The organism is Roseateles sp. P5_D6 (genome assembly GCF_054049415.1).
Genome location: NZ_JBFUMK010000023.1, coordinates 81,577 through 106,684 on the forward strand (window position 1 = coordinate 81,577; position 25,108 = coordinate 106,684).

Sequence of the window (25,108 nt, forward strand, 5' to 3'; positions counted from 1 at the left end):
GCGGTCTCCTCAGAAGTCGAAGCTGGCGCCGATGGCGAACTGCCGCGGCGGCGTGTAGGTGACCTGGCGGGCGGCGCCCAGCAGAGGCGAGGCGATGCTCATGCTGGTGTAGGCCGTCGTGTCGGCCACGTTGCGCACATTCGCCCAGAGCTTCCAGTGCCCGGCAGCCGGCCGCAGCGTGGCGGTGAGGTTCAGGAGTCCGTAGGCGCCCTGCATCGCATCCGGCGTGTTGAACTCGGTGAAGTAGAAGCGGCCGCGCCAGCTGTAGTCGGCGCGCAGCGTGGTGCGCAGCTCGCCCACACTGCCGGCCCATTCAGCCCCGAGCGTGACCTGCTGCTTGGAGGCCTGCGCCAGTTGGCGGCCGCGCACATTGACCGGCGTTGTGGGGGCGTTGCGCAGGTCGACGTTGGTGAAGTCCGTGTACTTGGGATCCATCAGGCCGAGGCCGACAGACAGCGTCAGTGGCGCGATGGGCTTGACGGCGGCTTCGACCTCGACGCCGTCGATGCGGGCCGCCGACGCGTTGGCCAGGATGGTGGTCGCCTGGCCGACCTGCGACACCTGCATGTCCTTGTAGCGGCTGCTGAAGACGGCGGCGCTGAGCACGCCGCGGCGCTCCAGGAACTCGGTCTTGAAGCCGAGTTCGATGCTGCTGACCTTCTCCGGCTTGACGAGATTCGGCTGCAGCGCGCCGAGGTTGACGGCGCCCGACTTGAAGCCATGTGCCCAGCGCGCATAGGCCAGGGTGCCGGCGGCGGGCTTGTATTCGATGCCGACGCTGCCCGGCGTGCTGGTCCAGCCGTCGCTCGGGTGGCCGGTGCCGGCCAGACCGAAGGCGGCGATGTTCTGGTATTCGTCGGCGCGCTTGCTGTCGTGGTTGACGCGCAGGCCGGCCAGCAGCGACCACTGCGGATTCAGCATGTAGCGCAGGTCGGCATAGGCGGCGCTAGAGCGCGTATGCACGCTGCCACCGAGCAGGAAGCCGACGCCGCCCGGGAAGGGCACGGTCAGCGGCGCGCCCGGCACGAGAAAGCCCAGCGGCACCTGGGTGAGGATGGTGATGTCCTGGCTCTGGTCGAACTGCAGGGCCGTCACGCCGACCAGCCATTGCAGGGGGCTGCCCTCGTCGGAGGCGAGATGGATGTCCAGGCTCTTGTCGGTGCTGCCGGTCAGGAAGCCCGAGGTCGTGACCGCGGCTTCGGTGGTGTCGCTGTCCCAGAGCCGGTCGACCTTGCTGCGCCGCCAGCTCAGGGACGCGCTCAGAGTGTTCGTGCCAATAGGCAATTCCAGCAGCGCCTGCGCCGTGTTGACCTCGACGCGGTTGCTCGAGCCCTGGCTCTTGACGACGCGTGGGTCGCTGCTCTGCGTGACGCCGTAGAGCAGCACGGGAATGGACACCGGGTCGGCCAGCACCGGCACGCTCATGCCAGCGTCGCGCTCGCGGTAGTGGCCAGCCACCAGGCGCAGCGTGCCCAAGCCGGCCAGGTTGGACTGCGCCTGGGCCCGCAGCGCGCGGCTGGACAGGTCGTCCAGGCGCCGTGGGCCCTCGACCAGCGGGTTGCGGGTGTAGCCGTCGGCCTCCTTGACCTGGTAGGACAGCCGGCCTTCCAGCCCGTCGCTCAAAGGCCCGGAGACAAAGCCCTCGCTCTCATGCCGGTTGTCGCTGCCGAACAGCAGGCCGACGCGCGCCTGCAGCGTGGAGGTCGGCAGCGCCGAGATGATGTTGACCGCGCCGCCGGTGGCATTGCGGCCGTAGAGCGCACCCTGCGGCCCGCGCAGGATCTCGACGCGCTGGGTGTCGAACAGGGCGGTGTTGGAGCTGGTCTGGTCCGACACATAGGCGCCGTCGGCATACAGGGCCACGCCGGGGTCCCCACCGGCCAGGATGAAGACATTGCCGATGCCGCGCACAAACAGCTGGGTGGCGCCCTGCCCGTTCGTGAATGCGGTGTTGGGGCTGAGCATGACGAGGTCGGCCAGGCCGGTGTCGCCGCGCTCGGCCAGGCGGGCGCCATTCAGCGCGGTGATGGCCGCGGGCGTGGTGTCCAGCACCGTCACGCGGCGCTCGGCCGTGATGACGACGCGCTCGATCTGCACGTTGTCGGACTGCGCTGCGGCCAGCGTGGACGCCGCGGCCAGCGCGAGGGGGCTGAATCTCATGCTCTGTCTCCGGTCGCCGCGTCTGTGTGGCGGCGTAAGAGCATGGTCGCGAGCCCGCTGGGAGCCGGCTATGGCGAATCGGCAGCGCGATGTGCCGAATCGGAACTTCTCAGCCCTTCAGCGTCTCACTCGGTGATTCGCCAAAGCGCTCGCGGTAGCGCGCCGCGAAGCTGCCAAGCTGCCAGAAGCCCCATTGCGCGGCGACAGAGGTCACCGTGACGCCCGGTGCGGCGGAGCGCAGCTCCTCGCGCGCCCGGTCCAGCCGGTACTGCTGCAGATAGCGCTGTGGCGACACGCCGAAATGGCGCTCGAAGCCGCTTGCCAGCGCGCGCACGCCGACGCCGGCAGCGCGGGCGATCTCAGCCACCGACGGCGCCTCGGCCGCGTGGGCGTGGATGTAGTCGCGGGCCCGCCGCGTGGAAGCCGGCAGTGCGGCCGGAGCATCCAACCCGCGGGTGTAGTTGTTGGGCCAGGCCAGCAGCAGCTCGAACAGGGCCGCGTCGCGCAGGCCGTCCTCCAGCCGCGCGGCGGCCGCATGCGGGTAGGCCGGCGTGGCGGCCAGGTGGCCGAGCACACGCAGCAGGGCCGCCACCGGCGCGCCGCCGGCCTGGGCGCGGCCCTCGAAGCGCAGCGCATGGGCCATGTCCGAGCCCAGCAGCGCGCGGCAGGCGCTGCCCATGTCGGCGTCCGCTACGCGCAGGTTCAGCAGTTCCATGTCACCCGACATCTCCAGCCCCTGCACCTCGTCGGGCGCGATGACACCGGCATCACCAGCGCCGTACAGGTCGCGCCGGCCGCCACGCCAGACTTCCCCCTGGCGAAGATAGGAAAACACCCAATGCCCATGGGCGCGCGGCATGGCCATGCGGGTGGACGTGCCATAGCGCACCTCGCCCAGGTGCAGGCGGGCGAACTCGGCGCCGCGCAGCTTCAGCGCCAGGCCGTTCTCGTCGCCGATGCGCAGGGCATGCGGGCCATAGACGCCACTGAGCACGGCCTGGGCCTCGTCGGGGTTGCTGGTCTCACAGACGGCGACGAGGCGCGAGTTGCTCAGCGCGGCATCGACCTCGGCCCCTTGCAGGGGCTGGTCGGCGCTGACGGCGGCGGTGGGCAGCATGGCCGGGTTGTAGGCCAAATCCCGGCCCGCCGCCATTGGTGCAATGCGTGGACGCGACAGTCACCCCCGAGACAGGCGTGACGAAGCGCATCCCCTAGTTCGAGCCGTCCCCAAGCTGTCCGTGCAACCCGTCGCAATCGCGCCGAACTCGGTGGCCGATTTGCCGCCCCGGTCGCATCGCTGTCCTCGCGGCCGCCCCGTTTCACACACTGCCGCCGCCCGCAGCCTCACGCTGACGTGCATCAACCCCAAGGAGCAAGCCATGAACTTCAAAGCCACCCTGTGCGCCGCCGCCGCGGCCTTTTCCCTGTGCCTGTCGCTGCCGGCCCTGGCCGAGGATTCCAGCTACACGCCGGGTTCGGTCTGGTTCTTTTCCAACATCCAGATCGAACCGGGTCATTTCGAGAAGTACATGGACTACCTCGGCGCCAACTGGAAGAAGGTGCAGGAGCTGGGCAAGAAGGAAGGCATCATCGTCTCGTACCACGTGCTGGCCGTGAACGCCCAGCGCCATGGTGAGCCCGACCTGGTGCTGGCCGTCGAGATCAAGGACTACCAGAACAATGCCCAGCAACTGGCCTTCCAGAAGAAGATCGAGGCCATGCTGGCGGCCGACACACGCAAGCAGGACGTCGCCGCCGGCGAGCGCGGCGCCATGCGCAAGCTGGTCGGCAACATGCAGCTGCAGGAACTGATCCTGAAATAGGCCGCAGGCCCACACCCAAAGCAAAACCGAAGCTTCGTTCAGCCTGAGGCTGTCCGCGGCCGGCAGGGCGCTGGCGACAATGCCCGGCTCACCACGGACCGCCCGCCATGCTTGAACTGCTCTCCGACCCGCAGACCTGGATCGCCCTCGCCACGCTGACCGCGCTGGAGCTGGTACTGGGCATCGACAACATCATCTTCATCAGCATCCTGGTGGACAAGCTGCCCAAGGCCCAGCAGGAAACCGCGCGGCGTGCGGGTCTGTTCGCAGCGATGTTCATGCGCATCGGCCTGCTGATGGTGCTGGCGTGGATCGTCGGCATGGTCGAGCCGCTGTTCAACGTGCCCGGCGTCGAACGGGGCATCTCGGGGCGCGACCTCATCCTCATCGGCGGCGGCCTCTTCCTGATCTGGAAGAGCACCGGTGAAATCCACGGCTCGCTCGAAGGCGAGGACGAAGGCACCAGCGCCGGCGGCAAGGCCAAGGCGGCCTTTGGCGCCGTCATCCTGCAGATCATGGTCATCGACCTGGTGTTCTCGCTGGACTCCATCATCACCGCCGTCGGCATGGTGGACGACGTGCGCATCATGATTGGCGCCGTCATCGCCTCGGTCGGTCTGATGATGCTGTTCGCCGGCCCCATCGGCCGTTTCGTGTCCAACCACCCGACCATCAAGATGCTGGCCCTGAGCTTCCTGGTCGTCGTCGGCGTGGTGCTGGTCGCCGAGGGCTTCGGCCACCACGTGCCCAAGGGCTATATCTACTTCGCGATGGCCTTCTCGCTGGGTGTGGAGATGATGAACATCAAGATGCGCCGCAAGTCGGCCAGCAAGGTCAAGCTGCGCCAGCAGATCCCTGGCAGTTCGGGCGATTGAAGCGATGATCCGCGGTCATGGAAAAGCTGATGCGTTTCCCGACCGCGGTCCCGCACGATCCGGACATTGAGGCCTGGATGCAGGCCCATACGGGCGCGCTGGGCGACATTGCCCGGCACTGGTTCGACGCCATGCGCCGCTGCGGCGCCGACGTGCGCGAACTGCTGCATGACGGCCACCCGACCGCCTGCGTCGGCGACGCGGCCTTCGGCTACGTCAATGCCTTCACGGCCCATGTCAATGTCGGCTTCTTCAAGGGCGCCGAGCTGGCCGACCCGGCCGGCCTGTTGCAGGGCACGGGCAAGGCCATGCGCCATGTCAAACTCCGGCCCGCCGAGCCCGTCGACGAGCCCGCCCTGCGGGCACTGATCGAGACAGCCTGCGCCGACATGCGCAGGCGCCGGTGATGGCGCTACGCCTGCAGCCGTTCGAGGCCTTCGACGACCTGCCCTTCAGCCTGGGCGTCGAGGAGCTGGTCGCAAGGCTGGGGCCGCCCAACCAACATTCCCGCAACGCGGCCGCGCTGGACGAGTACGACTACGGCCATTGCGTGCTGCGCTTCCAGGACAGCGGACGCCTTGAGGAGATCACCCGGCGCGCGCCGGTGCTGCAACTGGGCACGGTCGTCATTCCCTTTGCCGCGCTGGGCGGCTTCGTGCTCGCGCAGGATGCCGACGCCTTCGAGCGGGCCGGCTTTCTCGTCAGCCCGACCCTGGGCATCGCCTTCGTGCCAGAGGAGCCCGACTGGGTCACCGCGCTGGCGCGGCATTGCATTCCGACATGGCGGGCGCTGGAGCAGCGCTGATCAGGTGGCCCAGATGCGCGGGTCTGTGCTCGACAACGCCCACAGCCGCTGGCGCCACAGCGCCCTGACCCGCCGCAGCGCCAGCGTCACCGTCTCGACTTCGTCGCCGACGACGCGGGCAAGCAGCATTGCGCCGCGTGGGCTGGCCAGATGCGTGACGCCGCTGCGTGCCACGTCGTCCAGCAAGGCGCGGCTGTGGGTCAGCAGCGCGTCCACATCAGCCAGTGTGCCGGTCTGCGCATAGACCAGCGTGCCGAGCACCCGATGGCCGGCCAGGCCACAGGGGCCGTCCATCAGCGCCGCGTCCGTCGCATCCAGCCAGCCACGGTCCAGCCATTGACCGGTGATCTCCAGATGCTGCAGCATCCGGCCGGTCACGAAGGGTTGCGCCGCGGCGGGCAAGCCCAGGCCCAGCACCTCGGTCGCGAACAGGCTGGCGCCCGGCGCGAGGCTGAGCTTCACTTCGTTGCGGGCGATGCAATCCGGATAGGCCAGCGTCTCCTGCGGCAGCCATTCCAGGCGAGCGCCCTCGCCCACCGTGGCCTGCACGACCTGGGCCGCCTCGCCGGCGTTGGAACGATAGAAGCGCGTCGCCGCCGGCGTCGTCACCAGCAGATGGGCACCGGCCTGCACGTCGACGTGGATGTCGAGCCGGTCACCGCCAACCAGGCCGCCGGGCGGATGCACGAGCACCGCATGCGCGATGCCGGCGCCCTCGGGGTAGAGGGTCTTCAGCAGGCGCAGCGGGCCGTCGTGGCGGGCATGCACGCGGGTGGCGTTGCCGCCATCGCGCGCCGCGCTCAGCGTCAGGCGCGCCGGCCAACGGATGGGATCAGCCGACAAGCAGGCCCTTGGTCTCGATGAAGCGCACCACCTCGTCCAGGCCGTCGCGCGTCTTCAGGTTGGTCATGACCCAGGGCTTGACGGGCCGCATGCGGGCGGTGTCACTGCGCATGACGTTCAGGTCGGCGCCGACATGAGGCGCSAGGTCGGTCTTGTTGATGACGAAGAGGTCGCTCTTGGTGATGCCGGGGCCGCCCTTGCGCGGGATCTTCTCGCCGGCGGCCACGTCGATGACGTAGATGGTCAGGTCMGASAGYTCSGGGCTGAAGGTGGCSGCSAGGTTGTCRCCGCCGCTYTCGAYGAAMACGATGTCGGCGTCGGGGAACTTCTCCAGCATGCGGTCCACCGCCTCGAGGTTGATGGAGCAGTCCTCGCGGATGGCGGTGTGCGGGCAGCCGCCGGTCTCCACGCCCATGATGCGTTCGGGCTCCAGCGCACCGGCCACTGTCAACAGGCGCTGGTCCTCCTTGGTGTAGATGTCGTTGGTGACGACAACCAGGTCCCAGCGCTCGCGCATGGCCTTGCACAGCATCTCGACGAGGGTGGTCTTGCCAGAGCCCACGGGGCCACCGACACCGACACGCAAAGGCGGTAGCTTCTTGGTGCGGTTGGGAATTGCGTGCAAGGGAGTCATGTGAGCCCCCCAACCTGCCGCTGAGCGTCAGCCCCCCCGAGGGGGATAAAAAAACTTGGAGCGGTCCGGCGTTTTTTTGTCATGAGCGGAAAAGTCGTGAATATTGATTTTCGTGGCGGGCGCCATGGATGCCGAGCAGCGGCGCGAAGGCCATGGGCTCGGGCGCTGCCAACGCGGTCGCCACGGCTTGCGGGATGACTTGCACGAGGCGTGCCAACAGGCGCTGCCCCGAGGTCTGGCCCAGGGGCACGCAACGCACCGCGGCCTGCATCAGGTTCTCCGCCCAACCGAAGGCGATGGCCTGCAGCGCCGGCTCCAACGCAGCACCGCGGGACGCCGCGACTGCACCCATGACGACGGGCCAGGTCGGCGCCGGTTTGAGCTTTTGCAGCAGGGGCAGCACCGCGGCATCGGGCATCAGGCCCTGCATCCAAACCACAAGGCTGCGGCCCATCTGCTGGGCCTGCTGCAGGCTCTCGCTGGTTTCGCGCGTGTGCAGCACCCAGGCATTGAGTTCTGCCAGCCGCGCGCCATCAAGCGCCAGCGTCGCCGCGTGCGCCGCCGCCGCGATCGGCAGCTCGGCGCGCGCCTGCACGAGTTCGAGCTGGTTCAGCAGCCAGTCGCCGGCACTGGTCTCGTCATGCACGACGCCGGCGTCAACCGCGGCCTCCAGGCCCTCGGAATAGCTGAAGCCGCCGACCGGCAAGGCCGGCGAGGCCAGCCAGAGCAGGTGCAGCAGCGAGGTGGGGGCAGCGGGGGTCGGCATGGGGCGATTCTGGCCCCGCCAGACGCACCCAACCTTCGCCATCAGAAGTGGAATGCGACGCCCGCGCCGTAGAAGCGCGCCGAGAGAGTCTGCTTGGGGTCGTTGCTGCCCCAGCCTTGCAGGTCAGGCCGCGTCCAGTCGGTGGCCACTGGGGGCGACGACCTGCGGCCTGCGGCGGGCGGCGGGCGGCATGCTAGTCGCGAGTTGTGCCGTGCTGCAGCCATCGGCGGCATCTAGGCCGCAACGGGGAAATTGCCGACCTACCTGCTACCGCTCACACCGGCGCCGTGCCTACACTGCGCCGCACTTCAAGGAGGCTCAAGCATGCGAGACAAGACAGCGGCCGTCAGACGTCCCGCCCTGGCCGGGCTGTTCGCCGCGGTGCTGGTCAGCGCCACGCCTTGCGCCCAGGCCTGGGAACCACCAGCCGGGGCCAGCGCCCACGAGATCCTGATCGGCGCTCGCAAGGATGCCGACGAGGGCCGCTTCGCCGTGGCCGCCGAGAAGCATCTGTGGTTCCACGAGCATGTGCTGGAACGCGATCCGGTGATGTCGGGGGTGCGCATGTCCTTTGCGCTGTCCGCCTGGGCCTCGTTGGCGCACCGCCACGCACCCGCCATGACCCAGCTGCTGGCCGTGCGCGACCAGGCCTTGGCACGGATCGATGCCGGCGGCCGCCCGGGCCAACAGGCGCTGGGCGAGGTCATCCACATCAACAACTACCTCGGCGGCCAGAGCGAGTCCACCCGCGACGCCTTCAAGCGCCTCGCCGACCGCGACCCGGTGCTGGCCGAGCGCGACGTGCTCGACGTGCTGCCCGCGCTGATCCAGCTGAACGAGTTCGAGCTCGCGAGCCAGCATCTGCGCGTCGACGCCGTCGTGGGCCGTGTGGAAAGCCTCTACAAGCTCATCCAGGAACATCCGCCGAGCAAGCTCTCGGCCAGCGAGCGGGCCGAGATGCTGCGCTCTCAGCAGCGCGTCATCGACGTGCAGCTGGCCCGCGTGGTGCTGGTGCTCGGCAAGGAACGGCGCGACGCCGAGGCCGAGCAGGTGCTGGCACGCGGGCGAGCCTTGCTGGGCCCTGAAGCCAGCGTCCACCACATGACCCAAGCATTGCGCGGCATTGCGCCGCCGGACGACCGCGACGGCTGACGCGCGCGGGCGTCAGTGCCCGTGGTCGTGCCCGTGCCCGTGCCCGTGCCCGTGGTCGTGGTCGTGGTCGTGGTCGTGCTTGCAGTCGGGGCCGTGCACGTGGACCGGAATGGGCAGCGGCTTGCGCGTCGGTGCCGATGCAGTTGCATGGTCGTGCGCGTGGCCATGGGCATGGTCGTCATGCCCATGGTGATGGTGGCCATGCCCAGCCCCTTCGCCATAGGCCCCAGCCTCGGGCTCGAAGGCGGCCTGCGCTTCGGTCACGATGAGGTGCTGGCGGCGCAGCATGTCGGCCAGCACGGGGTCGGGCTCGAACTGCAGCAGCTCGGGCTGCAGCTCCAGCGGCACATGGCGGTTGCCGAGGTGGTAGGCGGCGCGCAGCAAATCAAATGCGGAGCCGTGCTCTGCGCAGAAACGCACCTGCAGCACGGGCTGGGGGGCGGCGATGACGCGCAGCAGGGAACCGTCTTCACCCACAAGCACGTCGCCGCCGCGCAGCGCCGTACCGCGGGGCAGCACAACGGCCACTTCGCGACCGGAACTGTCAGTCGCGCCGAATCGGCTCTTGCTGCGGGTGTCCCAATCAAGCTCGAGAGCGGGCGAGCGCTTGAGCAGCACGGCGGCAAGGCCACCGCCTTGGGGGAGACGTTTGGAGAAGGTGTGCATGATGGTTTCGGAGGGCAGCTGGTTAGTATTGTCAACGCGGTCACCCACAGGAGCGGCAAGCATGGACATCGTTCAACTCGTAGAAGCCGAGGGCTCGCTCGGCTTTGTGCTTCCCGACGCCGTGCTGGCGCGCCTGAATCTCGCCGAAGGTGACGTCATGCTGCTGACCGAGACGCCCACGGGCATTCGACTCACGCGAGCCAATGCCGCAATGACCGAGCCGCAACCCGACTCCGTTCCACCACCTTGACTCCCCAATGACCGCGCCCACACTCGAAACCCTCACCGTCTCCGTCCAGGACCACATCGCCACCGTCCGCCTGAACCGGCCGGACAAGGCCAACGCGATGAACGCGGCGATGTGGCAGGACATCCGCCGCGCCTTCGACTGGGTGGACACGCAGCCAGAAGCGCGCGTCGCCGTGCTGGAAGGCGAAGGCAGGCACTTCACCGCTGGTATCGACCTGCAGATGATGATGGGCATCGCCCCGCAGATCGAAGACCCCTGCGACGGCCGCACCCGCGAGGGCTTGCGCCGCGTCATCCTGGACATGCAGGACACGCTCACCAGCCTGGAGCGCTGCCGCAAGCCCGTGCTCGCGGCCATCCACGGTGCCTGCGTGGGCGGCGGCATCGACCTGATCTGCGCCGCCGACATGCGCTACTGCAGCGCTGACGCCTACTTCTCCATCAAGGAGATCGACATCGGCATGGTTGCCGATGTCGGCACGCTGCAACGCCTGCCCAAGCTGATCGGCTCGCAGGGCCTGGTGCGCGAGCTGGCCTACACGGGCCGGCGCGTGGAAGCGGCCGAGGCGCAGCAGGTCGGCCTCGTCAACCGCGTGTTCGACAGCCGCGAGGCGCTTGGGGTTGGCGTGCGCGAGATCGCCGCGACGATTGCGTCCAAGTCGCCGCTGTCCATCCGCGGCACCAAGGAGCAGCTGAACTACGCCCGCGACCACTCGGTGGCCGACGGCCTCAACTACATCGCGACTTGGAACGCCGCGATGTTGATGAGCGAGGACCTGACCAAGGCCATGATGGCCGGCAAGGGCGCGGTGCCCTCTTTCCGCAATTGAGCGCGAGCGCAGCGGACGCCGGCACAGCCACGTTCTACGACGGCTACGCCACCCAGTTGGCCGCCACCGAGGCCAGTCGCAGCGCGATGCTGCCCCTTCTCGAAGCCGCTTTGCCGCCGGGCGCCTGGGTGCTGGACGTCGGCGCGGGCTCGGGCCGGGACGTGGCGGCGCTGCAGCAGGCCGGGTTCGAGGCCTTCGGCGTGGAGCCCAACGCCACCATGCGCGAAACCGCGCTGCGGCTGCGGCCCGACCTTGCCGGACGGCTGCGCGACGCCAGCCTTCCCCAACTGGGCACGCCCTTCTCGGACTGCTGCCCCCAGGGCTTCGACGCCGTGGCGTGCAGTGCCGTGCTGATGCACATCGCCCCCGCCGACCTGCCTGGCGCACTCGCTTCGCTCGCTCGGCAGCTTCGCCCTCTCGCCGCAGGCGACGTGGCCCGCTGCCGGCCCGCACTGCTGATTGCCCTGCCGGAAATGAACCCCGGCCAGTTGAGTGGTGACCGCGACGCCGATGGCCGTCGGTTCCACAACCACGCCCCGGCCACGCTGCAGCGGCAGCTCACCGAGTTGGGACTGATGCTGGAGAGCAGCAGCGTCAACGACGCGGTGCTGGCCAGCACCGACACGCGCTGGCACATGCTGGTGTTCAGGCGGATCTGAGCGCGTCGCGAAGAGCTTCGCCATTGCGACGCGGCTCGTCATCGCAGATGTTCATTCCAGCACCCGATCAGGCAACAATTCCTGCGTGGATCGAGGCCCGCTGTGACAGCCCGCCGACCGGATTCGTTCACCCAGGGAGAACCGCGTGGATTTCGCTCAATGGCAGCACCGCCCGGGCAGGCGCTTCACCGGCATCGGCGTCGTGGTGCTGCTGCATCTCGTGCTGGGTTGGGTCTTGGTCAGCGGCCTGGCACACCACATCGTCCAGGTCGCCCGGCAGGCCCCCGTGGAGATCAAGCTCATCCAACCAGAAACACCGCCGCCGCCATCGCCGAAGATGGCCTTGCTGCCACTGCCCACCTTGTCTCCCCCACCGCCGCGCTTCATACCGCCGCCCGAAGTGCAGGTGACGCAGCCGCCGGAGACGACCGTCGCCGCCGCAGCCATCCCCCAGCCTTCGCCTGGCGCGGGCACTGAAGCGGCACCACAACCAGGCCGGGGCCAGCCGGGAGGCGCGCTGGTGCGCACACCGCTGCAACTGGACTTCAGCAAGTGCGGCTCACCGGCCTATCCCGACATCGACGTGCAAGGCACGACGATGGTCGTCTTCACGATGGACATCTCCGGCGCCATCTCTGAAGCGCGCGTGGCCGAGTCCAGCGGCCCGTCACGCAGGCACAAGGTGCTCGACAGACTGGCCGTCACCTTCGTGCTGTCCTGCAAGGGCACGCCCGGCACGGTGAATGGCAAGCCCGTGACGCTGCGCGGCATCACGCCCATCACCTGGAACCTGAAGGACTGAGAAGGCGGCTTTGGCCAGGACGGGCGGGCCTGCCCGCGTGCGTTGGCTTCCAGCGTCCCTCGTGCCGCGCCGCGCTGAATCCCATGGCTAATTCCTTTTCGTGCTGTCCGGCGCGAGCTTGCGCCGCCTCATGGCTTCCATGCGCAGCCCCTGCGCGGCAGCAATCAGTTGGCTCTGCTGCGCGGGCTTCCCAGCGCTAAGCGCCATGGTCTCGAGGAAGGCTGCCGAGGCTTCCGCGTTGGAGATGAACTCCACGCTTTGCAGCGTGTCCTTCTTGTCGATGGTCCACTCCTTGAACGGCGCGTCGGGCGCTGGGTTGCGACGCATCTCCGCAAGGATGTCGCCGCGGGTCACGCCCGCTTCGAGGCGGCCCTGCCACTGCTTGGCCCATTGGGCCGAAGGCTCGTCGCGCACGTTTTGCGCCAGCGAAACGAGCGTATGGTGGGCCTCATCCGCATTGCCGGCATAGGCGTAGGCCAGCGCAGCGGAGCGCGCGAGCGCGTCGACTTCGCGTGCGGTCTGCCAGGCCGAGATGACACCCTCCAGCGCTGCGCTGTCCGGGGCATCCGTGGCGGCCACCTCGGTCTTGAAGACGGCCAAGGCAGCTTCCTGCGATTGCGGGTTCAAGCCGCGGGCGCGCTGCAGGTGGCCCTGAGCAGCCTGGAGATAGGCGCGCTTGGCATCGCCCTCGTTGCGCTCGGCCAGGCGCAGGTTCGCCATGCCCAGCAGATAGCGGGCCTCGAAATTGGCGTCCTCCCCTTGCAGCACGGCATTCAGCGCAGGCAGGGCCTCTTGCGGGTTGCCCCAGTCGATCTGCGCCCGGCTCAAGGTGAGGCGGGCCAGGTCGTCGTTCGGGAACTGCGCCGCCAGCCCTGCGACCTTCTTCAACAGCGCCTCCCCGGCTGGCCGGCTCGGGCACGCCTTCAAGGCGGCATCCGCCAGCACGAATTCGCCCGCCGCACGGGGCAGCGCATGAAACCTCACCCGGCTGGCGGGCAGCGATGGGAGTGCCACACGCAGGGCATCCGTGCCCCGAAGGCTGTACCGCCACATCACCTGCCCGATCTCGGATGCCTTCAGGCCGTAGGCCCGCTCGAAGGCCGTCGTCGGGGAGGCGCCGCGGTCGACGAGCCCGAGATAGCGGTTCAGGCGCTGGCGCCTTTCTTCCGAGGACAGCATGTAGTGCGTCAACAGCCAGGACTTCGCCTCGAACTCCAGGCGCGCCCCGCCCGGTCCGGCATAGTTGTGGGCGTTGGCGAGCTTCTCCTCCAGGACGTCGCCATATTCCAGGCTGGATACCCGGTTGTCTCTGACAAGTCGCAGGTAGCCACCGATCTCCTTCGGCACCCGGCCCACCACCATCTGCTTTTCCGAGAATCGCGCGGCGGAGAAGTACTGCGCAAAGCCGTCGACGAACGACGTCGGGACGCGGATGTCCGTGTGGCGATAAAGGAAGTGCCGCGCATACGCCTCGAAGACATAGGACAGGGTGTCGTCCAGCGGTGAACGGTCGAGTTGCTCGTCGGCGAGGCTGGGGACGCGTTCCAGATGCACGCCGAATCCCTGGACGCCGGAAGCGCAACTGCTGTACAGGCCCACGGCATCGGCCGGCACGCTGGCGTCGACCTCACGCAGGGCCGAGACCCGGCTGTGGTAGTACAGCGTCAGCTTCGGTTCCTGCTGGTCGGCCTTGCCCTTGGTTTGATGATTAGGCCGGGTGTACAGGCGCAGCAGATGGTCGAGCTTTTCCAGGTTGTCCAGCAGCTGGGTGACGTCTTCCTGGTTGGCGTCGGAGTACACAACGAAGCGCTGGCTTTCGGCCCGCAGCCACGCGGAGAGGTCGTCCTTCTTGCCGGCCACCTCCACGCGCTCCAGGTTTGCCGGGCGGGTTTGCTGGGCGCCGGCGGCGCAGGCCGACAGCAGACAGAAGGCGGCGGCGAGTGTGTTTGCCCAGGGTCCCTTGCGCATTGGCTGTTCCTTCTGGAAGTGTGGCTCGGTGCGTGGTTGCAGATCCGAGCTTTCATCCTAACGGCCAGTCACTGCCGCGCGGGCGCCCTCCAGGGCCCAAAGCAGGTTCAGCGACACATTGTTATGCCCGGCCCGCTTGGCCCGGACGTAGGTGGCGACGGCGCCCAGCGCGCGCAGCTCTTCAAGCGTCGTGACGCCGACGCTAGCCAGCATCGCGGCCGACTTGGGCCCGAGGTCGGCCAGGGACTCGATGTCTGACATGTCCGGACCCTAGTCGATCTGGTCAATCGCCCAATCGAACGACGGGTCGCCCACGTCGTTGTGCGCGATGTTGAAGTCCTTGCGCTGGATCAGCAGGTCCACATAGGCGCGGCCCTTGTAGCGCGCTTCGTAGGCGATCACGTCGTTCACGTTGCCCGGCGCATTCGCACTGGTCAGGATCAGGTGCACCGGCAAACGGCTGCTGGCCATGAAGCGCGCCTGTTCGTCCTGGATGTTCTTGGCCGTCAGCGCCCAGAAGGCGCCGTCGAACAGCAGGTAGTTCCTGAAGAAGGGCGTGCCCGCGGCTTCGGTGCTCAGCAGGATGGAGCCCAGCAGCCCGCCGTAGGACGTGCCCGAGAAGCTGCGCACGCCCGTCGTGCGGTAGTTGGCCTCGATCAGCGGCGCCAGTTCCTCCTTCAGGAAACGGGCATAGGCCGGCGCGCCGTTGACGGTGTAGTCGATGGCCCGGCGGTCACCCGGGCCCTGCTCGATGTTCACCAGGATCATCGGCTTACGGCGTTTGTCCAGCAGCTGCGAGAACGCATTGAAGCTCCACTGCCCGTCGGTCGCGTACATCACCGCATAACTCTTGCCCGAGGTCGCGTAGTTCTCCGGCAGGTAGACGTGATACGGGTAGTTGATGCCGGTGATCCTGGACGTGATGGACTTGTCGCGCTCCAGCGTGCCCACGTAGACGTAGTTGGGCGTGATCACCACCGGCGGCGGCGTGACGGCCGGCGTCGCGTCGCTGCTCGACCCGCCACCGCCGCAGGCGGACAGCAGGCAGGCAAAGCTCAGAAGCAAACACAGGCGTCTGGACATGGAAGGCCCTCGAGTTGTCTTCTGCGCAGTTCCGGGCCCTGCGGTCACGCAGACCCCCGGCGCAGCAGCGTCAGCCCGATCAGCCGCGACACCACGGCCGCCAGGTAGCCCACGCCAACGAACATCTCCAGGCTGGTCGCAGCCCGAGCCAGCGGCCGCACCGGGATGACGTCGCCGATGCCCGTGCTGGACAGCAGCGCGAAGCTCAGGAACATCAGCTCGGACCAGGTGCGGGGCTGTTCAGCGTTGACGGCGGCCGAGAAGCTGCCTGGCTGCGCCGCCTGCAGCACCACGAAGCTGTAGGCAAAGCCCCAGGCCAGCAGCGTGAAGGTGGCACCGGCCGCATACAGCTCGTCGGTCGTCGCGTGCATGTCGCCCATCATGTAGGCGACGAGGCTGCCAGCGGCGTAGAAGTAGAACAATGCTTCCAGCGCGGCGGACCAAGGCTGCAGCCAGTGCATCTCCCACACGGCCTGCAGCACCAGCATGGCGATGGCCGGCAAGGCCAGGCAGACGCTCAGCCACGTCAGGCCCGGCGTGCGGCGCACCATGCCGGTCGTGAAGATCAGCACCGTGATGCCGAAGGCGCTCAAGGCGATGGGACCGGCACGCGTCGATTCGAGGATCGGGTAGAGCAGCAGGCCGACCAGCTGCACGATCAGCAGAATGGCCGACGGGTGGCGGCGCGTAAGGGCGAGAAGTCTTGACTGGCGAACTTGCATGCCCGGATTCTGTGCCGTACGGCTTCGCTCAACTCGCGGGTCAGGGCCCCGTCCTGCTCGACTGCCAGATCGACGGGGTCAGTCCGCCAGCGACCCGCCACTACCGCCGCAGGCGAAATGTAGCGATGAATGCTGGAGTGCCGCCCGTCAGGCGTGCCCGCGCCTGCGGCGCAGCGCAAGCAGGGCCAAGCCTCCGCCCAGCAGGGCAAACGACGCCGGCTCGGGCACGGGAGCAGCCACCATGCTCCAGCTGCCCGTGACGACGCCCACACCAGCCATCTGGTTGTTGCCCCAGTACACGTCGCCACCGCTACCCACGGACGCGAAGACGGCGCCGTCGTTGAGCTGCCAGACCATGCCACCCGCCACCGTGGCGCCAGAGGTGAAGGACGTGAAGTTGTGGTTGCCGAAGTAAATCGTGTTCAGCATGCTGGGGATGCCAAGGTCACCCACGTCGTAGGCGAAGTCGATGGGTACGCCGCCGACGGTCAGCGTGCTGGACACGAACACGGGCGCGTTGACCATGGTGCCGGGCGGCGTGCCGAAGATGCTGGTGACCAACAGCATGTGGGAATTGCCCAGCGACGCATCGGCGCTGGTGAGGGTGCCGCTGGCATCCACGCGCACGCGTGTGTCGCTCAGGCGCTCAACGGTCAAGGTCACGTCAGCGTGGGCGGCCAGGCTCAGCCCGGTCAGGGTGGCCAGCATCAAGGAACGGGTCAGGCGGGCAAAGGTCAAGTCAACTCCCTGTTGATTTGTGAACGGTGCCAAACCGGTACGAAGGTACCGCGAGCACGGCCGCGAATATAGGAGCACGCCATGGGCTGGTCATCCGCGCGTTCCCGGGGGCGTGTTTAGCCGGGGTGGCAGCTCTCCGCCGTACGACCCGCCCTTGTCTGAGCTTGCGTGGATGGGCTGCCGTCGATCCCGCCGCTGCGACCGCGTACGGTGTCCGGTCTACCGGCCTTGCCGGGCACACGGCTCGCGGACCTCAAGCAGTCCGGGCAGTTGCACTTGCTGCAACACGGTTCTCGCGCGGCAGAGGGTCGGCTGCGATGTCGGCCAACGCATAGATGCCCAACGGATCTCAGGACTGCGTCGGGTTTCCCGATCCCAGGACGACCGAAATGGCCATTCGCACAAGCCGGTTCAGCGGCGCCGACGAAGCACCAGCGCCAGCAGGCCGCCACCCAGCAGCAGCGCCACCGAGGGCTCGGGAACCGGCGCATAGGGCACGTTCCAGTCGATGCCGCTCTGGCTGCTCAGCGTGTAGCCGATGGCACTGCCGGCCACCGTGACGCCGCTGACGCCTTGCCAGGTCAGCGTGCTGGCGAAGTCGCTGCTGGCCTCGCTGAACCAGTTCGGCCCGGCACCGGCCGTGCCAGCAGACGCTCGCGAGAAGACACCCAACTCGAACGGCGTGCCCAGCTTGACCGTGACGCTGAAGTTGACGTCCTGGTCGATCACCTGGTGAAACGGAAAGCCGCCCTGCCCCTGGCCTTGGGCGCGAAAGCTCTGCCCGCCAACCGGCGCGTTGTTGAGCCAGACCTGGCTGCCGATCCGGGTGTAGCTGTTGCCGATGGGCAGGCCATCGAGCACGCCGTCGAGATGGACGCTGAAGCTCACCACGGCGTTCTGGCCGACCTGGGCCGGGTTGGCCGGCATCAGCGTCCACGTGTCGGTCCATCCTGCCGTGCTTTCGGCCGCTGCGAAGCCGGCGCTGGCATTGGCGCGGAAATGTGCGTACATCCCGACCGAGCCGTAGGTAGCGCTGCCATGCGAGTCCGCCTGAATGGAAGGCGTTGCCTGGTTGTAGGTGCCGCTGGTCGCCAGCTGCTGTCCCGGCGTGGTGGTCGAGGCGGCGTTGCAGTTGGACAGGCCCGGCTGCCAGTCGAACAAGTTGCCTTCAGTCGGGAAGGCGCCGGTGGCCAGGCCGGCGCAACTCGATACGAGAGCGCCCGTGGCGCCGAGATTCTGTTGGCTCAGTTCGGCCGCGAAGGTAGGCAAGCTTGCCAGCGCGAGGGGCAGCACTTTGAGGCAGAGGCGCATGTCGGGCTCCTTGTGTAGTGGCCGGAGGCTATGCGTCTACCCAGGCGCCGTCAGTCCCTAAATCCGGCTGATCCCTGGCGTGCTGGAAATACGTCTGTACACCGAAGGTGTCGTGTTCGGGGGCCGCCGAAATGTTGGTGTTTGCGGTGTCTTGCCAACGAACGGGCTGGGACCCCGGTTTTCGGCTTTTCCGCGGGCGCCTTGGTCGGCCTTGTGCCCTGCTCCTTACAGCAGCACCCCCATCCGGGTGGTCGCTATGAACCTAGGGAGTAATGCCTGCGGCCTGGCGGCGACTGCAGCACGCAGGGTGTTGCCCTGCGTGCCAACCAACAGGAGATCTCTCGAATGAACAACGCACATCACGCCGCCCCTGCCCCCCACCGCACAGCCATCACGCCCCATCGGCTGGGCGCCCTCGGAGTGGCGCTTGCGGCTGCCCTCTTGTTTCCTCAAGGGGCCGCCGCACAAGCACCGGCCTACCAGATCACGTTCAAGAACCTGACGAGCAATGCCGCGGCCACGGGGGCGGCGACGGCACAGACCGGCCAGCGGCTTTCGCCACCGGTGTTCATCACGCACAGCGACGCCTACACGGCCTACACCGTCGGCCAGGCCGCGCCGGAGACGATCTGGCGCATTGCAGAAGGCGGCAATCGCAGCTTCCTGCTCGACGAGGTCAACGCCCTGGTCGGCACGAGCGTGCTTAGCGTCGCTGCGCCGCTGTCCGCGCCTTTGCCTCAACAGGACTCCGTGACGGTCATGGTGAATGCCAATGCCTCCCACCACCTGCTGTCGTTTGCCAGCATGCTGGGCTGGACGAATGACGGCTTCATCGGCGTCAGTGGCCTGGACCTGTCGACCATCACCGGCACCGTCACGATCAACCTGTACGGCTACGACGCGGGTTCGGAGAAGAACAACGAGGCCAATGGCTTTCTCGGCGCACTCGGGCTGGGCAACGCCCGCGATCCCGAAGGCGGTTTGATCACCACCCACCTGGGCATCCGCGGCGACGCGAATGCGCCAGCGGCCTGGAACTGGCTGCCTGGCCCCGCAGCCAGCCTGACCATCAGCGCTGTGCCCGAGCCGACCACCTGGGCTCTGCTGGCGGGTGGACTGCCGCTGCTGCACCTGCTGCGCAAGCGTGCAGGCGCCGGGAACGCGCACAAGGTCTGAGCGAAGTTGGGTAGAGGATGTGAAGGCAGCGGCGGGGCCGGCAGCAGCATGTCCACGCCAGCGCGGATGCCGCCTGCTTGGTGGTGTAGGTAGCGCCGGCACGGTCGGTTGATGCGCATGTTCAAGCGGCTTCATTAGTACGTTGCCAGCTTCCCCCCAACAAGAGGGCTTGCCACGAGGCAACCACGAACCTAGCCTCGCCAATCGGACGGATGCAGTGACTGACTGATCTTGTCGCGAGGGCTACTGGACAGGCACTTCTCGCCAACTGCCCAGGCCGGCGAGGTTGCGGCCGGAAAGAGTGGTTGCTCCGAGACGGCCTGCGCCTCCAACCCAAATGCGGTTAATTCGGAGTGTTCATGAAGATCACAAGACTTGGCGCAGCCTTCGTATTGGCGGGATTGGCTACGCTTTCGCAAGCGGGTGTCCTCCTGAGCGAGGGCTTCGACGACGTCGCGACCCTGGCCGGCAAGGGCTGGGTCCTGGCCAACGTCAGTTCACCCAGCCCCGGCACCGACTGGTTCCAGGGCGACAACACCACGGCGTTTACCGCGCAGGCGGGCGCTGCCAACGCTTACATCGCTTCCAACTACCTGGCCGCTCCTCCCGGCGGGTTCATCGACAACTTCCTGATCACACCGTACTTCTCCCTGGAGTCCGATGTGACCCTGACGTTCTATGTCCGCGGCGACGGTTCCGCGGGTGCGGGCTTCTCCGACACCTTTGCCGTGCTGGCCGGCGCCACCGCCCAGGGTGGCAGTGAAGTCGTCACCGAGAGACTGTCGCCGACGGTGGCAATGGTTGATGACTGGACCGCGTACACAGTGATGCTGCCCGGGTTGGGCGCGGGCGCGATAGGCCGCTTCGCCTTTGAGTACTTCGGCGACGCCGATACATCCAACTACATCGGTATCGACACTGTGATGGTGGCCGCGGCCGAATCAAATGCCGCGCCCGAACCCCAGACCATTGCGCTGGTGGCACTGGGCTTGGCTGCATTGGTGCAGGCGCGCCGCAGGTCGGTCTGACACGAGAGGATGATCACCATGGCTGAAATCAAGTTCAAGGCTGCGGGTCTGATTGCCGCCATGTCGGTGCTCGTCGGGTCGGCCCCGGTATTTGCGGCCGATGCGGTGGGAATGCGCATCGTGCGCGACCCGGTGACGGGCCAGTTGCGCCCGCCCACGGCCGACGAAGCGAAGGCGATGGACGAGGCCGCCGCCAAGGCCCGCGCTGATGCGGCCGCTGCCGCACCGGGAACCAATCCCGACACCCGTGATCCGGTGGAAATCCGTACGACCAACGGCGTGCGCTACCGCGTCAACGATGCCTTCTTGTCATATTCGGTGGTCACCCGCAAGGCGGACGGTTCGCTGGACATGCAGTGCGTGACCGGGAAGGAAACCGCAGAGAAGCTGGTCCGCGACCCCAAGGCCGCCGTCTCCACCGTTGATCAATCTCGCGGGAAGCACAGCCATGAAGAAAAGTGAGTTCCTGGGCGCACTGGCGGGCGTCCTGCTGGCCGCCTCTGTCCTGCAGGCGCAGGCCGCAGCCACCATCGTCATCCAGAACTTGAACGCCGCGGGCGAAGGGTTCAACGACCCGACGCCTGCAGCTCCCGTGGGTGGCAACGCCGGCACGACACTCGGCCAGCAGCGCTTGATTGCCTTCCAGACCGCGGCCAACATTTGGGGTGCGACGCTCACCAGCTCGCAGACCATCGTCATCCGTGCCAGCTTCGAGCCGCTGACCTGCACTGCAACCTCCGCCGTTCTGGGCAGCGCCGGCGCATGGAATATATGGCGTGACTTTGCGGGCGCGGCCAAGGTCAACACCTGGTATCCCCAGGCGCTCGCCAACAAGCTTGCCGGCGTGAACCTGAGCGCTGGCGACCCGGTCGATGGCCAGGACATCCGCGCGCGCTTCAACTCGCGCCTCGGCTTGTTCGCAGATTGCCTGCCAGGCTCGCCCTTCTACCTCGGACTCGACAACAACCACGGTCCGAACGTCGACCTCGTCACCGTGCTGCTGCACGAGTTCGCTCATGGCCTGGGCTTCCAGACCTTCACCAGCGGCAGCAGCGGCGCGCAGTTCGACAACCGTCCGTCGATCTGGGATCACTACATCTATGACGACACGGCCAAGCTGCTGTGGGTGGACATGACCAACTCGCAACGTGCGGAGTCGGCGTTGAACACCGGCAAGCTGACCTGGAGCGGAGCCGGGGTGCTGACCAGCCTGCCCACGGTGCTGAGCCTGGGCACGCCCTCGCTCACGATTGGCGGGCCCGCGGCCGGTTCCGCGGCGGGGCCGTACAACATCAGCACGGCCTCCTTCGGCGCGCCGCTGTCGTCGTCCGCCGTGACCAGCACGCTGATGCCGGTGGTTGATACCGGCACCTCGACGGGTCTGGCCTGCAACCCATTGAGCGCCGCCAACGCGCTGGCCGTGAATGGCCGCATCGCCTTGGTGGACCGCGGCACCTGCACCTTCGCCATCAAGGCCAAGAACGTGCAGAACGCGGGCGCCATCGGTGCGATCGTCGTGAACAACGTCGCAGGAAGCGCGCCCGCCCTGGGCGGTGCCGACCCGACAGTGACGATTCCAGTGATCAGCGTGTCCCTGGCCGACGGGAATCTATTGAAGACCGCGCTGTCCAAGCGCACGCGCACTTCCTCGGGCGTCACCGCGCTGATGAGCGTGAATGCCTCGCAGTACGCCGGTGCTGACATTTTCGGCCGAGCCCGCCTGTTCGCGCCGAATCCGTTCCAGGGCGGGTCGTCGGTATCGCACTTCGACACCATCGCCTTCCCGAACCTGCTGATGGAGCCGGCAATCAACGGCGATCTGCTGCACGCAGTCACTCTGCCCCAGGACCTGACCTTCGCGTTGCTGAAGGACATCGGCTGGTAGGCCGCACTTCACTGGGATCGACTCAGGGGCGCGGAGAAATCCGAACTCACACGCACGGCAGCGCCGCGCCTTCCCGTCGCGTTTCACCGAAGGCCTGCCGTGGGCTACGAGCTCAGCACCCCGCAGCGCCGGTTGCCGCATCATCCTCACCTGGGCACCATGTAAGGAATACATGGCGGGAGTTGCCATGCTTGCCACCCTCACCAGCAAAGGCCAGGTCACTCTGCCCAAGGAAATCCGCGACCGGCTGGGCCTGGACGCCGGCTCGACGCTGGACTTTGAACTGATGGCAGACAACACCATCACCGTGCGGGTCATCAAGCCCAATGCGCTGCGGCTGCGCGGGCTGTTGAAGTCGCCCCACGCTGCGCCGCTGTCGGTGGAAGCCATGGACGCCGGCATCGCCGCACAGCTGCGAGGCAAGCACACGAAGGCCAAACGGTGATCGGGCTCAACACCAAGGTGCTGTTGCGCCTGTGGCTGAACGATGACCCGGCACAGGCGCCACGCGTCGAGGCCCTGCTGAGTGAACACGGTCAAGGGATAGGCTCACTGCTCGTGACCGACGTGGTGTTAGCTGAGGCACTGTGGGTTCTGGCGTCGGCCTATGAGCAGAACAAGGTCGCCCAGCTTGCGGTCGTGCACAGCCTGTTGGATGAGCCTGCGTTTTGCTTCGAGCACAGCGATGCGGTCGCGGTGGCGGCGGACCTGTTCGCGAAAGCGTCGTGCGGGTTCTCGGACTGCCTGATTGCGGCCAAGCACCAGCAGCTGGGCTGCGAGTTCACGGCAACGTTTGACCGGCGGATGGCGAAGTTGCCGGGGGTGCGGGTGATATGAGCGAGCGGAATTCGTAGGGCGGGTTAGCGAAGGCGTAACCCGCGATTTCGGTGCGCACACCCGTTGGAAATCCGTGCGGATCACGACCCGCCCTACCTGGCTACCCAACCGACGGGCTTTGTAGCGTTATTTGTCCGATCCCCAATCAAACTTGAGCGGCTTAGCCTCAGCAACCCCTTTTTTAAGTGCCATTGCAAGCAATACCAAGGCAGGAGCAGCAATGTACCAATACACAAAGCCAACCCTAACCAACTGGACAGCCACCCCCCATAGCACCAAACTAATAAACAGCCTTGGATGAAAAATCAGAAACAGAACACTGAAGACCAGGAGCGCGCAATAAAGCGCGATCCCACCAACTGATATTGCGACTATTACAAAGAGGACATACAAGCTAAACGGAACAGCCACAACAAACTTCATTTCTTCGCTCCGAAGGCAATGAGAAGCCGACAAGGCCAAAGGCACCTAGAAACGTCGGCAGGTTGGGGTGAACGAAGTGAATCCCAACGAGTTTTAAGTAAGGAGCGGAGCCGCCTCAGAGTCGCTCCTATCCCCCTCCCAGCGAGAAACTTTGGCGAGAAGCAACTCAGCAATTCGGCCCACATCTCCGGCAGTCGCCATCGTTTGATATCCAATAGTGTTCCGAAGACCAACTATTGGCTGCAGGTCATCGGAAAGGCGCAGCGGAAGCAAGTATTCGGAGGGGCGCTTTTTAGACGCTCTTGCGCCAATGTCCAACTCGAATCGCGTCCAATCTTTGACCGGGTAACTCGCGGACAGACATAGGACCATAAAGCGCGCCTCCTGTGCGTAAATGCGCGCCAACTCCACTTCAAGGTCTTTGCCCCAAAGCCGGGCACTTTCGTTGAAATCGTAAAACACTTCCACGCCACGCGCTTCGAGCGCTGAAACAAGGGTGGCGACCTGCCCCCTATCTTCGCCTGCAAAGCTGACCGCAACGTCATATTCATATTCGTCCTTGCGAATCTTGACCAGCGATTTAATTCGATCAAAGTCAACATGATCGAGATAAAAGCGAAAGAGCGGGTCATCAATTGAAAGCGTGTCAGATTCAAAAATCAGTATGTCATCCAGCTTGCGTTCTTCGATTGTTTTTTGAAGCGAATCCATCGCCCTGTAAAAACTCGTTGACTTCCGCTTCTTGAGTTCCGCGTCTTGCACCGATCCGACAATCTTTCGGTATAATTCTGGCTTGCTAATCTGCGTTTTACTACTACGCCCAAGCGCATCCACAATCTCATAAAAAGTGTCGTGCACAGCACGAGCCTGCCTTCGTCCCTGAGCCAATCCCACCAACCGAAGAAAGTATTTCGGATCGAACATTCGCACAACCGACTTTCCGATTGCTGCCAACTCTGTCTTAACGAACTTCTTGTCAGGCTCGGTTTGCTCCACATCACACTCTACGCACGCGATTCGACACATGGCCTGAAAGATCGCCGGCAAACCTTTGGCGGCACCTACCGCAGCCGCCTCAAACGTGTCGTCGAATTCCACATTCAGAGCAATTTCACCCTTTAGAAGAACCTGCTTCAAGAAAGCAGCGTCCTGGGCTGCAAGCGTATGGACATCGTTCCGAATCGCGAGTTCTGGGTCACTGCCCAATATTTGATCAGATGTTTTTGCGATTCCAATGAGCAGAAATTTGATTCGCTTCTCATGCCACAGTTTCAGCATGCGGGCAAGTTCTTGTCGCGCCTCAAATGAAAGATGATGAACATCATCGATTACCACCAAATCAAAAGCCTGCAGCCACGGCTCAATCGCCGCCGCCGAGGGTTCTTCTTGGAACTCTTTACCGAGGATCGATACGATCGAACTTTCTGTTGTGTATGTTCTACCGCTGAACTTATGTACGCGATTTGGGTCTGAATAAACTTCAGCGAGTATTTTTTCCGCGACTGTCGATTTCCCTGACCCAGACGCCCCCACCAACGTCACATGTTTACCTTTCGTTTTCAATGAAGCGCGCAACTGCTTAGCTTCAGCCGGCGGCACGTAGGTAAGAGTCGGAATTTGAGCTTCGTTGAAGACTTCGTCGAGCTGGTGAGTTGACATGACCATGTTTGGTT

29 protein-coding genes are annotated in these 25,108 nt (G+C 66.1%); 15 read left to right on the forward strand and 14 right to left on the reverse strand.

Annotated features, from left to right (window positions below):
• Nucleotides 1-9: 9 nt before the first annotated feature.
• Both ACXJKM_RS24845 and ACXJKM_RS24850 read right to left on the reverse strand, forming a co-directional pair.
• On the reverse strand, nucleotides 10-2,160 hold the full coding sequence (locus ACXJKM_RS24845) for a TonB-dependent receptor (protein WP_457355911.1): 2,151 nt from the start codon (nucleotides 2,158-2,160) through the stop codon (nucleotides 10-12).
• 109 nt (nucleotides 2,161-2,269) lie between these two features.
• On the reverse strand, nucleotides 2,270-3,277 hold the full coding sequence (locus ACXJKM_RS24850) for an AraC family transcriptional regulator (RefSeq protein ID WP_457355912.1): 1,008 nt from the start codon (nucleotides 3,275-3,277) through the stop codon (nucleotides 2,270-2,272).
• A gap of 262 nt (nucleotides 3,278-3,539) precedes the next feature.
• On the opposite strand from ACXJKM_RS24850, the gene ACXJKM_RS24855 reads away from it, so the two are divergent.
• The 4 genes from ACXJKM_RS24855 to ACXJKM_RS24870 all read left to right on the forward strand — a co-directional run bounded on the left by ACXJKM_RS24855 (nucleotide 3,540) and on the right by ACXJKM_RS24870 (nucleotide 5,663).
• On the forward strand, nucleotides 3,540-3,983 hold the full coding sequence (locus ACXJKM_RS24855) for a hypothetical protein (protein ID WP_457355913.1): 444 nt from the start codon (nucleotides 3,540-3,542) through the stop codon (nucleotides 3,981-3,983).
• Between the two features lie 107 nt (nucleotides 3,984-4,090).
• Nucleotides 4,091-4,858, forward strand: a complete 768-nt coding sequence (locus ACXJKM_RS24860) for a TerC family protein (protein ID WP_457355914.1) — start codon at nucleotides 4,091-4,093, stop codon at nucleotides 4,856-4,858.
• A gap of 17 nt (nucleotides 4,859-4,875) precedes the next feature.
• Nucleotides 4,876-5,265 carry a DUF1801 domain-containing protein gene (locus tag ACXJKM_RS24865; protein WP_056195178.1) on the forward strand — a complete coding sequence of 130 codons (390 nt, stop codon included), beginning with the start codon at nucleotides 4,876-4,878 and terminating at the stop codon, nucleotides 5,263-5,265.
• Nucleotides 5,265-5,663, forward strand: coding sequence for a hypothetical protein (locus ACXJKM_RS24870; RefSeq protein WP_457355915.1), 399 nt, complete (start codon nucleotides 5,265-5,267; stop codon nucleotides 5,661-5,663). Before ACXJKM_RS24865 ends, ACXJKM_RS24870 begins: the two co-directional genes overlap by 1 nt.
• Here the strand turns inward: ACXJKM_RS24870 and ACXJKM_RS24875 are convergent, their stop codons facing one another.
• The 3 genes from ACXJKM_RS24875 to ACXJKM_RS24885 all read right to left on the reverse strand — a co-directional run bounded on the left by ACXJKM_RS24875 (nucleotide 5,664) and on the right by ACXJKM_RS24885 (nucleotide 7,906).
• On the reverse strand, nucleotides 5,664-6,506 hold the full coding sequence (locus ACXJKM_RS24875) for an urease accessory protein UreD (protein WP_457355916.1): 843 nt from the start codon (nucleotides 6,504-6,506) through the stop codon (nucleotides 5,664-5,666).
• Nucleotides 6,496-7,140, reverse strand: a complete 645-nt coding sequence (gene ureG / locus ACXJKM_RS24880) for an urease accessory protein UreG (protein WP_457355917.1) — start codon at nucleotides 7,138-7,140, stop codon at nucleotides 6,496-6,498. Before ureG ends, ACXJKM_RS24875 begins: the two co-directional genes overlap by 11 nt.
• A 79-nt stretch (nucleotides 7,141-7,219) precedes the next feature.
• Entirely contained in the window at nucleotides 7,220-7,906 is a 687-nt protein-coding gene (locus tag ACXJKM_RS24885; protein WP_457355918.1) for an urease accessory protein UreF, read from the reverse strand.
• Nucleotides 7,907-8,230: 324 nt separating this feature from the next.
• Here ACXJKM_RS24885 and ACXJKM_RS24890 point away from each other — a divergent pair, with 324 nt between their 5' ends.
• Complete coding sequence (locus ACXJKM_RS24890) at nucleotides 8,231-9,058, forward strand: hypothetical protein (RefSeq protein WP_457355919.1); 828 nt, start codon at nucleotides 8,231-8,233, stop codon at nucleotides 9,056-9,058.
• A 12-nt stretch (nucleotides 9,059-9,070) separates the two neighbouring features.
• On the opposite strand, the gene ureE is transcribed toward ACXJKM_RS24890, so the two are convergent.
• On the reverse strand, nucleotides 9,071-9,724 hold the full coding sequence (gene ureE, locus ACXJKM_RS24895) for an urease accessory protein UreE (protein ID WP_457355920.1): 654 nt from the start codon (nucleotides 9,722-9,724) through the stop codon (nucleotides 9,071-9,073).
• A 61-nt stretch (nucleotides 9,725-9,785) separates the two neighbouring features.
• Here ureE and ACXJKM_RS24900 point away from each other — a divergent pair, with 61 nt between their 5' ends.
• The 4 genes from ACXJKM_RS24900 (at nucleotide 9,786) to ACXJKM_RS24915 (ending at nucleotide 12,264) form a co-directional block, all read left to right on the forward strand.
• Entirely contained in the window at nucleotides 9,786-9,974 is a 189-nt protein-coding gene (locus ACXJKM_RS24900) for an AbrB/MazE/SpoVT family DNA-binding domain-containing protein (protein WP_457355921.1), read from the forward strand.
• A 7-nt stretch (nucleotides 9,975-9,981) separates the two neighbouring features.
• A complete protein-coding gene (locus tag ACXJKM_RS24905) occupies nucleotides 9,982-10,803 on the forward strand; it encodes a crotonase/enoyl-CoA hydratase family protein (RefSeq protein WP_457355922.1) in 822 nt (273 codons plus the stop codon).
• The gene (locus tag ACXJKM_RS24910) at nucleotides 10,800-11,462 is read left to right on the forward strand and encodes a class I SAM-dependent methyltransferase (RefSeq protein ID WP_457355923.1); all 663 of its coding nucleotides are present in this window, start codon (nucleotides 10,800-10,802) and stop codon (nucleotides 11,460-11,462) included. Before ACXJKM_RS24905 ends, ACXJKM_RS24910 begins: the two co-directional genes overlap by 4 nt.
• 145 nt (nucleotides 11,463-11,607) lie before the next feature.
• Nucleotides 11,608-12,264 carry an energy transducer TonB gene (locus ACXJKM_RS24915; RefSeq protein WP_457355924.1) on the forward strand — a complete coding sequence of 219 codons (657 nt, stop codon included), beginning with the start codon at nucleotides 11,608-11,610 and terminating at the stop codon, nucleotides 12,262-12,264.
• Between the two features lie 87 nt (nucleotides 12,265-12,351).
• Here ACXJKM_RS24915 and ACXJKM_RS24920 read toward each other — a convergent pair whose 3' ends face one another.
• The 6 genes from ACXJKM_RS24920 to ACXJKM_RS24945 form a co-directional block, all read right to left on the reverse strand.
• Complete coding sequence (locus tag ACXJKM_RS24920) at nucleotides 12,352-14,232, reverse strand: hypothetical protein (RefSeq protein WP_457355925.1); 1,881 nt, start codon at nucleotides 14,230-14,232, stop codon at nucleotides 12,352-12,354.
• A 57-nt stretch (nucleotides 14,233-14,289) separates the two neighbouring features.
• Nucleotides 14,290-14,493: a TfoX/Sxy family DNA transformation protein gene (locus ACXJKM_RS24925; RefSeq protein ID WP_457355926.1), complete on the reverse strand. Its 204-nt coding sequence runs from the start codon at nucleotides 14,491-14,493 to the stop codon at nucleotides 14,290-14,292.
• Between the two features lie 9 nt (nucleotides 14,494-14,502).
• A complete protein-coding gene (locus ACXJKM_RS24930; protein ID WP_457355927.1) occupies nucleotides 14,503-15,315 on the reverse strand; it encodes an alpha/beta hydrolase in 813 nt (270 codons plus the stop codon).
• A 44-nt stretch (nucleotides 15,316-15,359) separates the two neighbouring features.
• Complete coding sequence (locus ACXJKM_RS24935; protein WP_457355928.1) at nucleotides 15,360-16,037, reverse strand: ion channel; 678 nt, start codon at nucleotides 16,035-16,037, stop codon at nucleotides 15,360-15,362.
• A 147-nt stretch (nucleotides 16,038-16,184) separates the two neighbouring features.
• Nucleotides 16,185-16,775: a PEP-CTERM sorting domain-containing protein gene (locus ACXJKM_RS24940; RefSeq protein ID WP_457355929.1), complete on the reverse strand. Its 591-nt coding sequence runs from the start codon at nucleotides 16,773-16,775 to the stop codon at nucleotides 16,185-16,187.
• A gap of 411 nt (nucleotides 16,776-17,186) precedes the next feature.
• Complete coding sequence (locus ACXJKM_RS24945; RefSeq protein WP_457355930.1) at nucleotides 17,187-18,086, reverse strand: PEP-CTERM sorting domain-containing protein; 900 nt, start codon at nucleotides 18,084-18,086, stop codon at nucleotides 17,187-17,189.
• 345 nt (nucleotides 18,087-18,431) lie between these two features.
• On the opposite strand from ACXJKM_RS24945, the gene ACXJKM_RS24950 reads away from it, so the two are divergent.
• The 6 genes from ACXJKM_RS24950 to ACXJKM_RS24975 all read left to right on the forward strand — a co-directional run bounded on the left by ACXJKM_RS24950 (nucleotide 18,432) and on the right by ACXJKM_RS24975 (nucleotide 23,012).
• Nucleotides 18,432-19,262, forward strand: a complete 831-nt coding sequence (locus tag ACXJKM_RS24950) for a spondin domain-containing protein (RefSeq protein ID WP_457355931.1) — start codon at nucleotides 18,432-18,434, stop codon at nucleotides 19,260-19,262.
• A 359-nt stretch (nucleotides 19,263-19,621) separates the two neighbouring features.
• Complete coding sequence (locus ACXJKM_RS24955) at nucleotides 19,622-20,290, forward strand: choice-of-anchor J domain-containing protein (RefSeq protein ID WP_457355932.1); 669 nt, start codon at nucleotides 19,622-19,624, stop codon at nucleotides 20,288-20,290.
• Nucleotides 20,291-20,308: 18 nt separating this feature from the next.
• On the forward strand, nucleotides 20,309-20,752 hold the full coding sequence (locus ACXJKM_RS24960; protein WP_457355933.1) for a post-PEP-CTERM-1 domain-containing protein: 444 nt from the start codon (nucleotides 20,309-20,311) through the stop codon (nucleotides 20,750-20,752).
• On the forward strand, nucleotides 20,739-22,175 hold the full coding sequence (locus ACXJKM_RS24965) for a PA domain-containing protein (RefSeq protein ID WP_457355934.1): 1,437 nt from the start codon (nucleotides 20,739-20,741) through the stop codon (nucleotides 22,173-22,175). Before ACXJKM_RS24960 ends, ACXJKM_RS24965 begins: the two co-directional genes overlap by 14 nt.
• Nucleotides 22,176-22,362: 187 nt before the next feature.
• Nucleotides 22,363-22,620 (forward strand): AbrB/MazE/SpoVT family DNA-binding domain-containing protein, encoded by a 258-nt coding sequence (locus ACXJKM_RS24970; RefSeq protein WP_457355935.1) that lies wholly within the window; start codon nucleotides 22,363-22,365, stop codon nucleotides 22,618-22,620.
• Entirely contained in the window at nucleotides 22,617-23,012 is a 396-nt protein-coding gene (locus ACXJKM_RS24975) for a PIN domain-containing protein (protein WP_457355936.1), read from the forward strand. The genes ACXJKM_RS24970 and ACXJKM_RS24975 overlap by 4 nt, the downstream gene beginning before the upstream one ends.
• 126 nt (nucleotides 23,013-23,138) lie before the next feature.
• Here ACXJKM_RS24975 and ACXJKM_RS24980 read toward each other — a convergent pair whose 3' ends face one another.
• Nucleotides 23,139-23,435, reverse strand: coding sequence for a hypothetical protein (locus ACXJKM_RS24980; protein WP_457355937.1), 297 nt, complete (start codon nucleotides 23,433-23,435; stop codon nucleotides 23,139-23,141).
• Between the two features lie 93 nt (nucleotides 23,436-23,528).
• Nucleotides 23,529-25,094 (reverse strand): TIR domain-containing protein, encoded by a 1,566-nt coding sequence (locus ACXJKM_RS24985; protein WP_457355938.1) that lies wholly within the window; start codon nucleotides 25,092-25,094, stop codon nucleotides 23,529-23,531.
• Nucleotides 25,095-25,108 lie beyond the last annotated feature (14 nt).

What these genes read in the sequence shown, in the direction of transcription:
- ACXJKM_RS24955 (WP_457355932.1), top strand. Translation starts at nt 19,622, where the DNA reads ATGAAGATCACAAGACTTGGCGCAGCCTTCGTATTGGCGGGATTGGCT.
- ureE (WP_457355920.1), bottom strand. Translation starts at nt 9,724, where the DNA reads ATGCACACCTTCTCCAAACGTCTCCCCCAAGGCGGTGGCCTTGCCGCC.
- ACXJKM_RS24850 (WP_457355912.1), bottom strand. Translation starts at nt 3,277, where the DNA reads ATGCTGCCCACCGCCGCCGTCAGCGCCGACCAGCCCCTGCAAGGGGCC.
- ACXJKM_RS24885 (WP_457355918.1), bottom strand. Translation starts at nt 7,906, where the DNA reads ATGCCGACCCCCGCTGCCCCCACCTCGCTGCTGCACCTGCTCTGGCTG.
- ACXJKM_RS24865 (WP_056195178.1), top strand. Translation starts at nt 4,876, where the DNA reads ATGGAAAAGCTGATGCGTTTCCCGACCGCGGTCCCGCACGATCCGGAC.
- ACXJKM_RS24920 (WP_457355925.1), bottom strand. Translation starts at nt 14,232, where the DNA reads ATGCGCAAGGGACCCTGGGCAAACACACTCGCCGCCGCCTTCTGTCTG.
- ACXJKM_RS24980 (WP_457355937.1), bottom strand. Translation starts at nt 23,435, where the DNA reads ATGAAGTTTGTTGTGGCTGTTCCGTTTAGCTTGTATGTCCTCTTTGTA.
- ACXJKM_RS24845 (WP_457355911.1), bottom strand. Translation starts at nt 2,160, where the DNA reads ATGAGATTCAGCCCCCTCGCGCTGGCCGCGGCGTCCACGCTGGCCGCA.
- ACXJKM_RS24900 (WP_457355921.1), top strand. Translation starts at nt 9,786, where the DNA reads ATGGACATCGTTCAACTCGTAGAAGCCGAGGGCTCGCTCGGCTTTGTG.
- ACXJKM_RS24925 (WP_457355926.1), bottom strand. Translation starts at nt 14,493, where the DNA reads ATGTCAGACATCGAGTCCCTGGCCGACCTCGGGCCCAAGTCGGCCGCG.
- ACXJKM_RS24965 (WP_457355934.1), top strand. Translation starts at nt 20,739, where the DNA reads ATGAAGAAAAGTGAGTTCCTGGGCGCACTGGCGGGCGTCCTGCTGGCC.
- ACXJKM_RS24860 (WP_457355914.1), top strand. Translation starts at nt 4,091, where the DNA reads ATGCTTGAACTGCTCTCCGACCCGCAGACCTGGATCGCCCTCGCCACG.
- ACXJKM_RS24855 (WP_457355913.1), top strand. Translation starts at nt 3,540, where the DNA reads ATGAACTTCAAAGCCACCCTGTGCGCCGCCGCCGCGGCCTTTTCCCTG.
- ACXJKM_RS24905 (WP_457355922.1), top strand. Translation starts at nt 9,982, where the DNA reads ATGACCGCGCCCACACTCGAAACCCTCACCGTCTCCGTCCAGGACCAC.
- ACXJKM_RS24945 (WP_457355930.1), bottom strand. Translation starts at nt 18,086, where the DNA reads ATGCGCCTCTGCCTCAAAGTGCTGCCCCTCGCGCTGGCAAGCTTGCCT.
- ACXJKM_RS24970 (WP_457355935.1), top strand. Translation starts at nt 22,363, where the DNA reads ATGCTTGCCACCCTCACCAGCAAAGGCCAGGTCACTCTGCCCAAGGAA.
- ACXJKM_RS24935 (WP_457355928.1), bottom strand. Translation starts at nt 16,037, where the DNA reads ATGCAAGTTCGCCAGTCAAGACTTCTCGCCCTTACGCGCCGCCACCCG.
- ACXJKM_RS24870 (WP_457355915.1), top strand. Translation starts at nt 5,265, where the DNA reads ATGGCGCTACGCCTGCAGCCGTTCGAGGCCTTCGACGACCTGCCCTTC.
- ACXJKM_RS24950 (WP_457355931.1), top strand. Translation starts at nt 18,432, where the DNA reads ATGAACAACGCACATCACGCCGCCCCTGCCCCCCACCGCACAGCCATC.
- ACXJKM_RS24960 (WP_457355933.1), top strand. Translation starts at nt 20,309, where the DNA reads ATGGCTGAAATCAAGTTCAAGGCTGCGGGTCTGATTGCCGCCATGTCG.
- ACXJKM_RS24930 (WP_457355927.1), bottom strand. Translation starts at nt 15,315, where the DNA reads ATGTCCAGACGCCTGTGTTTGCTTCTGAGCTTTGCCTGCCTGCTGTCC.
- ACXJKM_RS24985 (WP_457355938.1), bottom strand. Translation starts at nt 25,094, where the DNA reads ATGTCAACTCACCAGCTCGACGAAGTCTTCAACGAAGCTCAAATTCCG.
- ACXJKM_RS24890 (WP_457355919.1), top strand. Translation starts at nt 8,231, where the DNA reads ATGCGAGACAAGACAGCGGCCGTCAGACGTCCCGCCCTGGCCGGGCTG.